Source organism: Aminithiophilus ramosus (genome assembly GCF_018069705.1).
GTDB lineage: Bacteria > Synergistota > Synergistia > Synergistales > Aminithiophilaceae > Aminithiophilus > Aminithiophilus ramosus.
Genome location: NZ_CP072943.1, coordinates 160,870 through 173,152, shown reverse-complemented (window position 1 = coordinate 173,152; position 12,283 = coordinate 160,870). Strand labels below are relative to the sequence as shown.

Below are 12,283 nucleotides of genomic sequence, written 5' to 3'. Positions count from 1 at the left end.
GCATCCGGAGGAGGCTGTGCGGCGGGAACGCCGACGGCGGCGCTGCTTTGCCTTCCCCTCCTCTTCCTCCTGCGCAGAGACCGGTAACCGCGCCGACTCCATCCGGGCCCTCGGGTCCGAGACGATCCATCCATCGAAAGGAGTGTTCGAGAATGCCGCGTCACCGTCTGTCCTGGATCTCCCTTTTCGCCCTCTTCCTGCTGCTGCTTTCCTCTCTGGCGGCCTGGGCCGGGGCTTTCGCCCCGCCCAACCCCGCCTTCGTCGCCTATGTGGAGGACCAGGCCCGCGCGACCTCGGAGGGAACGGCCAGGACCGAGGGGGGCCGCACCCCCTCTCCCGTCGACCTGAGTCACCTGGCCGGAAAGAGCCTCTTCACCTCGGCCGGCGACAAGGGAGCCTGGTTCCCCGCCACCTTCGACCTCAGGAAATCGGGCCTGTCGTCGCCCGTCCGCGATCAGGCTCCCTACGGCTCCTGCTGGACCTTCTCCGCCATGGCCTCGCTGGAGTCGACGGCCCTCAGGGCCGGCATCGCCAGCCCCGACTACGCCGAGATGCACCTGGGATACTTCGGCTGCGTCGACCGGTCGCCCGAACTTCCCGGCTTCAAAGACGTCGCCGCGACCCTGCCCCTTCAGACTCTCATGGACCAGGGCGGCGACGACTTCCGGGCCACGGCCCTTCTGGCCCGGGGGACGGGCGCCGTCGACGAGACGGAAGCCCCCTACGAGGAGATCCCCGACGGCGCCGCGCCGCTCTCGCGGCGCCTGGAGACGGTCTACAACTTCTACTACGACAGCGGCACGCGCTACCAGAAGGCCAGCGTCGAGAACATCAAGAGGGCCGTCGCCTTCTACGGAGCCGCCTCGGTGGGCGTCTACGCCAGCGATCCCCAGACGGGGAACTGGAACCTCTCGCCCTATTTCAACAGCGCCACCAGCGCCGCCTTCATCCCCGCCGGTAACCCCGACGGCCTGACCGTCGGCTGGGCCAACCACGCCGTCACCGTCGTCGGCTGGGACGACACCTATTCGCGGGAGAACTTCAACGCCCTCAACAGGCCCGAAGGGGACGGCGCCTGGATCGTCAAGAACAGCTGGGGCGACTCCTGGGGAGACGGGGGCTATTTCTACCTCTCCTACGAGGACGCCGCCCTCGACACGGGAGCCGTCTACATCGGGACCACCGTCGACGCCTTCGAGCGCATCTACCAGCACGACCCTCTGGGCTGGGTCACTTCCTACTCGCCCGCCGCGGACGGAGGGGAGAGGGCCTGGATGGCCAACGTCTTCACCGCCGCCGAGGAGGGACGGATCGAGTCCGTCGCCTTCTACGCCGGAGGCGTCGACAACGTGGCCTACATCTCGGTCCACACCGGCGTCGAGGCCGGAGCTCCCCGCTCGGGGCTCTGCGTCATCGACAGCCAGGGAGCCACGCTGGAGGCCCCGGGCTATCACACGATCCATCTCGACGAGCCCGTCGACGTGGCGGCGGGAACGACCTTCTCCATCGTCGTCGATCTGACCACGCCGGGCTACGACTACCCCGTGGCCGTCGAGAACAGGAGCCGCGGCTACTCCGACAAGGCCACGGCCGCTCGGGGAGAAAGCTTCGTCTCCGTCGACGGCACGACCTGGACGGACCTGACCGATGTCGACGCCACGGCCAACGTCTGCCTCAAGGCCTTCGCCGACGGCCCCGTCGGACATCTGCCCAAGCCGACCCTCCTGAGCCCCGAGACGGACGCCGACGACGTCTCCCTGACGCCTTCCTTCTCCTGGCAGGCCGTCTCGAGCGACGAGGGGGCGGTCGTCTACGACGTGCTCATCGGCGGCTTCCCCATCGCCCAAGGCCTGACGACGACGACCCTCGCCTGGCCCTCGGGACAGGAGCCCCTCAGGGGACACACCATCTACCGCTGGTGGGTGACGGCCCGCGTCGAGAACAAGCCGGAGCTGGACACGAAGAGCGACGCCCGCAACTTCACGACCCTCAACGCCCTTCCCTCCGTCAGAAACGACGCGCCCGCCGACGGAGCCCTCAACGTCGCCGCCGAGCCGACCTTCTCCTGGACGGCCGACGACGGCGACGGCGACAGCCTGTCCTTCGTCCTCTACCTGACCGACGAGTCGGGAAGGATCCTCTCGGCCGACGCCGGAACGGGCGCCGCCCACAGCTGGACGGAACCTCTCGACGCCGGAGCGATCTACCTCTGGCAGGTCTCGGCCGACGACGGATGGGGAGGAAGTGCCCTGTCGGAACGGACCTCCTTCCGCGTTGCCCTCGATCCCGTCGCCTCCGGCGACATCGACTTCAAGAACCCCTCCTTCGAGGGAGGTAAAATCGTCATCCCCGACGGAGGCCTCACCCTGACCTGGCAGCCTCCCAAGGGGCTAGGCGCGGGCGAGACGGTGAGCTACGTCGTCACCGTCCGCGATGCCGAGGGAACCGTCGTCTTCCGCGGCGAGACGACGGCCACGGAACTTTTCCTTAAGGGTCTCGTCGGCCACGGCACCTACACCGTCACCGTCGACGCCGTCGTCGAAAACGTGGGCACCGTCACGGGAACGCCCAAGGTCTTCGAGACGGCCAACAGGCCTCCCGTCGAGGCAAGCCGCGCTCCGGCCGACGGAGCCGTCGACATCCCCGCCAACGGCAGACTGAGCTGGCGCTACGACGATCCCGACGGCGACGCCCTGACCTACGTCCTCTACCTCGGCACCGAAGAGGCCCTGACCGACGACGACATCGTCCCCCTCTCGGCCGACGCCACCGGCTACGCCCTGAGCAACGCCGACGGGAGACGCTTCTGGAAGCTCGCCGTCGATGACGGGTTCGGCGGCGTCGTCGCCTCGTCGGTCCGCACCTTCATCGCCGACGGAGGACTCCGCCAGATCGGCGAGCTCTCCCCGGCCAGCGGCGATCTCTTCTCCATCGCCGGCCTCGTCATCGTCTCGACGGACCTGAGCGGCGCCGAAGGCCCGGCGGGAATCGACGTGACGACCCTGCGTCAGCCCTCGGCCATCGACAACCTGAAGGTCGCCTCGGCCGACATCGACGACGAGAAGCTGACCCAGGGCCTCCGGCAAGGCACGGGCGAGGCAGGGAAGGCCACGTCGGTGGGCACCCCCTTCGGCCTCTCCTTCGAGGCCGATGCCGATATCGCCCTCGTTCCCCTGACGATCCGCATCGACCGCGACGCCCTGCCCTTCGACGCCGTCTCGGCCGACCTCCTCGATCATCTCCGCTTCGTCAAGGTTCTCGACGACGACCTGGCCTTCGACCTCGTCACTCTGGCCGGAGCGGACAGGAACCGTTTCTTCTCCGTCGCCGAGGAGGCGGAGTCCTTCTCCGTCTCCTTCCGCCTGGCCCTCCTCGACCGGGCCCTCCCCGCCGACAGGTCATCGGCGGTCCAGACCCTGACCGTCGACGGAAAAGGCTACTTCCTCGTCCACGACGGGGCTGAGGACGGGATCTTCACCGATCCCCTCGTGCCCGTCCACTTCGAGGCCGCCGCGACGGGAGGCTCTTCGGGCGGCTGCGCCCTCGGGGCCGCTCCGGCAGCCCTGCTGCTTCTCCTTCCCGCCCTCCTCTCCCGCCGCGGGAAATAGCCCCCGGCGCCGGGTCCGGGCCGCAAGCCCGGACCCGGCCGCCCCCGCCGCGACCTCTTCTTCCCGACGCTCCGATCCCTTCTGACGAGGAGGCTTCTCATGACAGGCAGAACCTTCGCCGCCGTTTTTCTGGCCCTTCTGATCGGCACGGGAGCCGCCTCGGCCCTTCCCGCCCTGACCGACGAGGAGCTGGCGGGGCAGACGATGATCGTCTTCTTCCGCGGAGCCGAGCTGGACGAGACGACATGGCTCCGCCTCGACCGGATCCGTCCCGGCGGCGTCATCCTCTACAGCTCGGCGGGCAACGTCGAAAGCCCGGGCCAGGTGGCCCGTCTCGTCGACGATCTCCAGGCCAGGGCCGCCTCCTGGCCTCTGCCTCCCTTCGTGACCGTCGACCAGGAGGGGGGACGGGTCAACCGCCTCACCGAAGGCGTCACCGTCTTCCCCGGAGCCATGGCCCTGGGAGCCGCGGACAGGACCGATCTCTCCTCCGCGGCGGCCCGGGCCACGGCGGAGCAGCTTCGTGAGCTGGGCATCACCGTCGACTTCGCCCCCGTGGCCGACGTCAACGTCAACGCCGCCAACCCCGTCATCGGCGTCCGCTCCTTCGGATCGGACGCCGCCGACGTGGGGCGTCTGGCCTCGGCCTGGGTCGCTCCCTTCGCCGAGACGGGCGTCCTCTGCTCGGCCAAGCACTTCCCCGGCCACGGAGACACCGACGTCGATTCCCATCTGGGCCTCCCCCGTATCCCCCACGACAGGAAGCGCCTCGAGGCCGTCGAGCTCGTCCCCTTCCGACGGATGATCGAAGAGGGGGTCCCGGCCATCATGACGGCCCACGTCGTCGTCCCCGCCCTGGAATCGGACGACATCCCCGCCACCTTCTCCCGAGCCGTTCTTCACGGTCTCCTCCGCGAGGAACTGCGCTTTTCGGGACTCGTCATCAGCGACTCCCTCGGCATGGGCGCCCTCGACAGGCAGTGGGGCATCGTCGAATCGGCCCTGCGCTCCCTGGCAGCCGGCGTCGATCTTCTCATCTTCGGCGCCGACAGGGGACACGAGCCGGAGGAACAGATCGACGCCCACGAGGCCATCGTGGCGGCTCTCCGGTCGGGACGGCTCGAGCGGGCCGCCCTGGAGACCTCCCTGGGGCGGATCGTCGCGGCCAAGGAGAGGCTCGGCCTCCTCTCCGACGCCAGACCCCGCACCTTCGGGCCCACGGCGACGGAGGAACGGGAGACCCTGGCCCGGGAGATCGCCGAGGGCGCCCTGACGCTCCTTTGCAACGACGGCTCCCTCCCCCTGCGAGGCGCGCTGCCCCTCCTCTATCCCGAGGACCGGGCCGAACGGCTTCGGCCTCTGACGGAAGGCCTCGCCCTCCTCGACCCCCTCCCCTACGGGACGGAGCTCTCCTCCGAGGAAGAGGACACTCTCGTCCGAGCTCTGGAGGGCCATCCCCTCGTGGCCGTCGCCGCCTACGACGTGAACCGCAAGCCGGAGCTGGCCCGTTTCCTCCGGGCCCTGGGCGAAAAAAGGCTGATCCTTCTCTCTCTGGGCGGCCCCTACGACGCGACGGCGCTCCCCGCCACGGCCGCCGCCGTCGCCGCCTACGGCGATGACGGCCCGACGCTGAAAGCCCTGGCCCGCCTTCTGGCCGGGCAGATCGTCCCGCGGGGAAAGCTGCCCGTGGACCTCCCCGGGCTCTATCCCCGCGGCTGGGGCCTCCAGAGCCTGGGCGGAAGAGGCGGGTGCGACCTCTGAGGGGAAGGGGCCCTCGGAGAAGGAGGCGTCCGGGGACGTGGGAGAGGCGGCCCCAGCGTCTGTCGTCGGCCTGACGCGCGTTGCGCCATACCCTTTTGTGCCGTCCGAAGGAATTTTCCTGTTCTTGAGGCCCGTTTTCAGTCCCCCCCGGTCAGGCCGAATCCGCCTTTTCCCCGAGAAGAGCGACAGACGCCTCGACCGTCGAGATCTCTTTCTCCTTTCATTTTCCCCGGCCGCCTTTCGGCGCCGCGCGCTTTGCTGTAGTATCTTAAAGAAACGACTTCAGGGAAACGATTCCCTCGCTTTCGTCCTATCCGGCCTTCGCCGTCGCGAAAGAACAAGGAGGAATTTGCGTGAAGCTCCTTCGTACCCTTCAGGACACCATCGCCCTCGTCGTCGTCTCGGGCCGCCTCGACGCCATGACGACGGCCGCCTTCGAAAAGGAGAGCCTCGCCTGGGTCGACGGCGGAGACCGCAGGATCCTTCTCGATTTCGCCGATCTGGAATACATCAGCAGCGCCGGCCTGCGGGGCATTCTGGCCCTGGCCAAGCGGGCCCGGGCGGTCGGAGGCGCCGTCGCCGTCTGCGCCATGACCGGCATGGTGGCCGAGGTCTTCGCCATCTCGGGCTTCGACGCCTTCATCCCCGTCGCCGTCACGCGAGACGAGGGGCTGGAGATCCTCCGCCGATGAGCCTCGTCGAAGAGCGGACCTTCGAGGCCGATCCGAGCCGGATCGAGGAGATCACGGCCTTCGTCTCCGCCCAGGCCGAGGCGTCCTCCGTGGCGGCCCGCCGCCTCCCCCATCTGGAGCTGGCCCTCGAGGAGGCCCTCGTCAACATCTGCACCTACGCCTACAGAGAGCCCCCCCGCGACGTGACGATCCGCCTTCTCCTGGACGATCGGCGCTTCGCCGTCGAACTCGTCGACGAGGGCATTCCCTTCGACCCTCTCGAGGAGGCCCCCCCTCCGGACCTCTCCTCGGGCCTCGAGGACCGGGCCGTCGGCGGGCTGGGCGTCCTGCTCATCCGCCGCGTCACCGACGAGGTCCACTACCGCCGGGAGGGGGGGCGCAACATCCTCTCCCTCGTCCTCAACAGGGAGTGCTGAGGGCCTTGCTCCAGCGCGGGCCGGCCCTGGCCCTTCTCGTCGGACTCATGGGCCTCGCCGTTCCGGCCCGGGCCTTCACGACGATCCGCCTGGCCCTCCAGTGGGTTCCCCAGGCCCAGTTCGCCGGTTACTACGTCGCCTTCGAAAAGGGTTTCTACCTCCGCCGAGGCCTCGACGTCTTCATCATCCGCGGAGGGCCCAACCGGGAACCGGTCAGGGCCCTTCTCGCGGGGGAGGCCGACGTGGGGACCTTCTTCCTCTCGGCGGCCCTCCTCTATCGCGACCGGGGCGTGCCCCTCGTCCATCTGGGCCAGATCGTCGGCCGTTCCCATCAGGTCCTGCTGGCCTGGCGAGATCGGGGCGTCGACGGAATCGACGACCTGAACGGGCGGAAGGTGACCCTCTGGGGCGACGACTTCCGGGGCGGCTACCTGGCCCTCTTCGAGGACGGCGCCGTCACCCCCAAGCTCATCCCTCAGTACGATTCGATCACCCTTTTCCGGCGGGGCCTCGTCGATGCCTGCGCCGCCATGAGCTACAACGAACTTCACCGCCTCCTCCTCTCTGGCGTCGACGCCGAGGAGCTGACCGTCATCGACCTGGCCGAGAAGGGCTACAGCTTCCCCGAGGACGGCCTCTACGCCCTCGCCCCCTTCGCCGAGACCCACCCCGAGGCCTGCGGCGACTTCGTCGAGGCGACGCTGGAGGGGTGGCGCTACGCCGCGGAGAACGTCGACGAGGCGCTGGACATCGTCATGGCCTACGCCCGGCGTGCCCACGTCCCCACCAACCGGGTTCATCAGCGCTGGATGCTGGAGCGGATCCTCCCCTCCATCCTGGCCGAGCCGGGAGTCCTGAGCCGCGAGGCCTACGAGAGGACCGCCCGGACCCTCGAACGGGTGGGGCTCATCGCAAGGCCTCTTCCCTTCTCCCTCTTCCGGGGAGGTGAACGGCCCTGAAACTGCGCGGAAGCCTGGCCGGCAGACTCGTCCTCTGGGGCTTCGTGGGCTCGGGCCTCGTCCTGGCCCTCGTCGTGGGCCTGGGCTTCCTCCGGGCCCGCACCCTCCTGGAGCGGGAGCTGGAGGCCAAGGCCGTCGAAACGGCCCAGGCCGCGGCCTGTCGCATGGCCGTCGTCACCGAGGCCCTGGAGCGGACGGCCGAGACGGCGGCCGATATCGTCGGAGACCATCGCTCCTTTTCTCCCGACGAGCTCGTCGACCTCCTCCGGCGGACGGTCGATCGCAACGCCGAGCTTTTCGGCTCGGCCCTCGTCCTCGAGGAGGGGACTCCGGAGAGGGGGCCCTTCGCCCCCTACGTCTTCCGGGACAGAGACGGCCTGACCGTCACGAGCCTGGCCACGGAGAGCTACCACTTCGAGACCTGGGACTGGTACCTCCTTCCCAAACATTCCGGCCGCCCCCAATGGAGCGAGCCCTACCACGACGAGGGGGGCGGCGAGGCCCTCATGGCCACCTACTCCGTCCCCTTACGCGACGGGAGGGGGACCTTCCTCGGCGTCATGACGGCCGACCTCTCCCTGTCCTGGCTCACGGAGAGGATGGATTCCCTCTCCCGGCCGGAAAGCGAGGCCTTCTCCTTCCTCCTCTCCGCCCAGGGAACGATCATCGCCCACCCCCGGAGGGACTGGATCATGAACGAGAGCCTCTTCAGCCTCGCCGAGGCCTGGGGCGACGACGATCTGGCCCGCCTCGGACGGAGGATGATCGCCGGCGAGGGAGGTTTCGCCCCCGTCACCTTCGACGGGAATCCGGGCTGGCTGGCCTTCTCCACCGTAGGGGATACGGGGTGGTCTCTGGCCGTCTTCTTCCCCCGGGCCGAACTGCTCCGGGACGTGGCGACCCTGAGCCGGGCCCAGGCGACGGCGGCCCTCGCCGGTCTGGCCCTCCTCCTGGCCTTCGTCTGGGCCCTGGCCCGCTCCATCACGGGCCCCCTCCGGACCCTGGACGACGCCGTCCAGGCCATGGGTTCGGGAGACGCCACGGCGCCCCTTCCCCCTCCGTCGGGCGACGACGAGGTGTCGCGCCTGACGGCCTCCTTCTCGGCCATGCGGGAGGAGATCGCCGGCTACATGGCCGAGCTGGCCCGGACGGCGGCGGCCCGGGAGCGCATCGAAAGCGAACTGCGCATCGGCAGGGCCATCCAGATGAGCCTCGTCCCCAAGACCTTCCCCCCCTTCCCCGAGCGGAACGAGTTCTGCCTCCACGCCCTTCTCGAACCGGCGAAAGAGGTGGGGGGCGACTTCTACGACTTCTTCATGACCGACGAGGACCACCTCTGCCTCGTCGTCGGCGACGTCTCGGGCAAGGGCGTCCCCGCCGCCCTCTTCATGGCCGTCACCAGGACCTTCATCAAGGCCCTCTCGCGGGAGGAATCCTCTCCCTCCCGCCTCATGGCGCGCCTCAATGACGAATTGGCCGAGGGCAACGACGCCTCCATGTTCGTCACCCTCTTCTTCTCCGTCGTCGACATCAGGACGGGGCTTCTCCGCTACGCCCTGGGCGGCCATCCGCCTCCCCTGCTGATCGGGACGGAGGGAAGTGCGAGACCGCTGCCCTCCCTCAAGGGACCTCTCGTGGGGGCCATGGAGGGCATGGCCTTCTCCGAGGGGGAGGTCGTCCTGCGTCGGGGAGATCTCCTCCTGGCCTTCACCGACGGCGTCACCGAGGCCATGAATCCCGCCGAGGAGCTTTTCGGCGACGACAGGACCGCCGCAACCCTGGCCGATCTGAATCGGGCCTCCTGCAGGGAGATCGTCGGCGGCTTCCGCCGCCGCCTCGAGGCCTTCGCCGACGGGGCCGAGCAGTCCGACGACATCACCCTGCTGGCCTTCCAGTTCCGGGGAGGAGAAGGGCCCTGAGGATCGCCCCGAAAATCGGACTGGGCTTTCTGATCGTCTTTCTGGCCGTCCTCCTGCTCCTGACGGGACTGATGCTGCGTCACGGAGAGAGGACCCTGGCACGGACGGGGGCGGACCATGCCCTTTCGGCCTCGGCGCGCATCGACGACCTCCTTCGGTACCAGGCCGAGGGGCTTCAGGCCTATGCCGTCGATTCGGCCTACTGGGACGCCACCTACGCCTTCATGGACGGGACCTCTCCCGACGAGGCTTACCTGGCCGCGGCCCTCCCCGACCCGGCCATGGCCATCGACATCCTCCTCTTCTTCGACGCCGCGGGCAGGCTCTTCCACCGAGAGGGACTCTCCGAAGCGGGCAGACTCCGGTCCCGGGCCCTGGAGAAGCTCATCGGCCCCCTTCTTCCCTTCGGCGAGGCGAGCCCCTTTCCCAGCGGCCTCCTCCGCCTCGACGACGCCGTCGTCCTGACGGCCGTCGCCCCCATCAGGACCAGCGAGGGAAAGGGCCCCGACAGGGGCTTCCTCGTCCTGGGGCGCCTCGTCGACGAGGAGCGGCTCCAGATCTCGCGTCTCACGGGACTGACGATGACGCTCACCTCCCTGGCCGGCAAGACGGACGCAGCGACGCGGAGCAAGGTCGCCGAGCTCGTCCGGGAGGGGCGGACCGTCGGGAACTCCGAAGAAGGCTCCCAGGCCTGGATGCTGGTGACCGATCTTCTGGGGCGCCCCGCCTTCCTGGCCTCCATCGCCATCCCCTCCGAATTCCGGGCCCGCGTCCGCGGCGACGTCGTCGGCCTCGTCGCGGCCCTCGTCATCGCCTTCGTCAGCCTCCTGGCGACGACCTTCCTGCTCTTCGACCGCCTCGTCCTGACGGGGCTCCGGCAGATGGGACACGAGATGGCCCACATCACGGCCTCGCCCCGACTTCACGGACACCTCACCGAAAGGGGCGACGACGAGATCGCCCAGCTGGCCCGGTGCGGCAACGCCCTCATCGACGCCCTCGTCGAGGCCCGCAACGGCGAGATGCAGACCAGCCTCCTCTTCCGCTCCCTCGTCGACAACATCCCCGGCGTCGTCTACCGAAGCCGCAACGACGCCAACTGGACCAAGGAGTACCTCAGCGACACCTTCGAGGAGATCACGGGCTACGCCGTGACGGATTATCTTTTCCGCGACGACCGTTCGCTTGCCGAAATCATCCACCCCGACGATCTGCCCCGCGTGAGAGAGACGCTGAGCCGCTGCCACAGCCAGGGAGAGGCCTACGCCATGACCTTCCGCATCTTCCGCGCCGACGGCACGACGCGGTGGCTCTTCGACAGGGGGCAGTTCCTCTACGACCCGACGACGTCGGAGGTCTGGTTCGACGGCGTCATGTTCGACGTGACCGAGGAACGACGCGCCCAGGAGGCCCTGACCCGCTCCGAGAACCGTTACCGGGAGCTCTTCGAGAACGCGCCCCTCGCCTTCTGCGAGCTCGACTGCGCCCCGGCCCGGGAGGCCCTCTCGGAACGCCTCGCAACGGACGTCGGCGATCTCGACGACCGTTGCAGGACCCACCGCGACGAGGCCCTCGAGATCCTGGCCCGGATGAAGGTCCTCACGGCCAACGGCGCCGCCCTGAAGCTTCTCTCCGCCTCCGACGCGGGGGAGATCGAGGCGGGCCTGGTCCGGATCCACGGCGCCCTCTCGCCGGAGGAGATCGCCGGGCGCCTGCGGATGATCCTCGCGACAGCTGTCTCGACGGAGGCCGACGAGGTCCTCTGCGCCCTCGACGGCCGCAGGATCGTGGCCCGCACCCGCTGGGTCTCCCTGCCCGGCGAGGCCGGAGGCGTCGACCGCCTCCTCTGCGCCCTCGAGGACATCACGGAACGCAAGGCCCTGGAGGAAAAACTCCTCCACCTCAGCCTCCACGACACCCTCACGGGGTTGCACAACCGGGCCTTCTTCGAGGGGCAGACCGCCCTCTGCGAGACGGGTCGCTCCGACCCCCTGGCCGTCGTCGTCGTCGACGTCGACGGCCTCAAGATCGTCAACGACACCCTGGGCCACGACGCCGGAGACAGCCTCCTCCTCCGGGCCGCGACGACGCTGAGGAAATCCTTCCGCGAATCGGACATCGTCGCCCGCGTCGGCGGCGACGAGTTCTCCGTCCTTCTCCCCCGCTGCAGCCTCGAAGGGCTCCAGGCCGTCCTGGAACGCCTGAAACGCAACATCGACGACGAGGCGCACGGTCCGGCCCTGGCCCCTCTCGTCCTCTCCGTCGGATCGGCCTGGCGGAAGGAGGGGGAGAGGACGCTCGCCCAGCTCATCACCGACGCCGACAACGCCATGTACGCCGTCAAGATCGCCCGTCGGGGCCTCATGACGGGTCGGTTCCGCCAGCGGATCGAGACCGAGCTGGCGCGGCGGGACCACTTCCACGACGGTCACGAAAGGCGCCTGACCCAGATCCTCGAGGCCCTCGGAGGAGCTCTGGGCCTGGACCAGAAGGCCCGCGACAGGCTGGGACTTCTGGCGCGCTACCACGACCTGGGCAAGATCGTCGTCGGCGACGACGAGAAGGACCGCCGTCGTCACGTCGAGGCGGGAGCGCGCATCGCTCAGGCCTGGTCCGACCTGGCGCCTCTGGCGGCGGCCATCGCGAGCCATCACGAGCGCCACGACGGGAAGGGCTACCCCAGGCGGCTGGCCCGCGAGGCCATCCCCCTCGAGGGGCGCCTTCTGGCCCTGGCCCTGGCCTACGAGAAAGAGCGATCGGGAAGGGAGGGAACTCCCCTCTCCCACGAAGAGGCCCTGGAACGGATCGTCTCTCAGGCGGGTGGGGCCTTCGACCCGGCCCTCGTCGATCTCCTGGCCTCTTTGGACCCGTCACTCCTCGACGGCTGCGATTGAAGTCCCTCCGCCTTCGTCGTATCATCAGGTTCCA

At 69.1% G+C, this 12,283-nt stretch carries 7 protein-coding genes and 1 pseudogene; all 8 read left to right on the top strand.

The window, feature by feature from the left end; genetic code table 11:
- Positions 1 to 12: 12 nt before the first annotated feature.
- A pseudogene (locus tag KAR29_RS13990) lies at positions 13 to 87 on the top strand (MYXO-CTERM sorting domain-containing protein); the annotation flags it as partial.
- A 65-nt stretch (positions 88 to 152) separates the two neighbouring features.
- Positions 153 to 3,608, top strand: coding sequence for a lectin like domain-containing protein (locus KAR29_RS00730; RefSeq protein ID WP_274373745.1), 3,456 nt, complete (start codon positions 153 to 155; stop codon positions 3,606 to 3,608).
- Between the two features lie 99 nt (positions 3,609 to 3,707).
- Positions 3,708 to 5,369, top strand: a complete 1,662-nt coding sequence (locus KAR29_RS00725; RefSeq protein ID WP_274373744.1) for a glycoside hydrolase family 3 protein — start codon at positions 3,708 to 3,710, stop codon at positions 5,367 to 5,369.
- Between the two features lie 353 nt (positions 5,370 to 5,722).
- On the top strand, positions 5,723 to 6,061 hold the full coding sequence (locus KAR29_RS00720) for an STAS domain-containing protein (protein ID WP_274373743.1): 339 nt from the start codon (positions 5,723 to 5,725) through the stop codon (positions 6,059 to 6,061).
- Positions 6,058 to 6,477 carry an ATP-binding protein gene (locus KAR29_RS00715; RefSeq protein WP_274373742.1) on the top strand — a complete coding sequence of 140 codons (420 nt, stop codon included), beginning with the start codon at positions 6,058 to 6,060 and terminating at the stop codon, positions 6,475 to 6,477. Before KAR29_RS00720 ends, KAR29_RS00715 begins: the two co-directional genes overlap by 4 nt.
- Positions 6,471 to 7,436 carry an ABC transporter substrate-binding protein gene (locus tag KAR29_RS00710; RefSeq protein ID WP_274373741.1) on the top strand — a complete coding sequence of 322 codons (966 nt, stop codon included), beginning with the start codon at positions 6,471 to 6,473 and terminating at the stop codon, positions 7,434 to 7,436. The genes KAR29_RS00715 and KAR29_RS00710 overlap by 7 nt, the downstream gene beginning before the upstream one ends.
- Positions 7,437 to 7,480: 44 nt before the next feature.
- Positions 7,481 to 9,355, top strand: coding sequence for a SpoIIE family protein phosphatase (locus tag KAR29_RS00705; protein WP_274373740.1), 1,875 nt, complete (start codon positions 7,481 to 7,483; stop codon positions 9,353 to 9,355).
- A 71-nt stretch (positions 9,356 to 9,426) separates the two neighbouring features.
- Positions 9,427 to 12,249, top strand: coding sequence for a diguanylate cyclase (locus tag KAR29_RS00700; protein WP_274373739.1), 2,823 nt, complete (start codon positions 9,427 to 9,429; stop codon positions 12,247 to 12,249).
- Positions 12,250 to 12,283 lie beyond the last annotated feature (34 nt).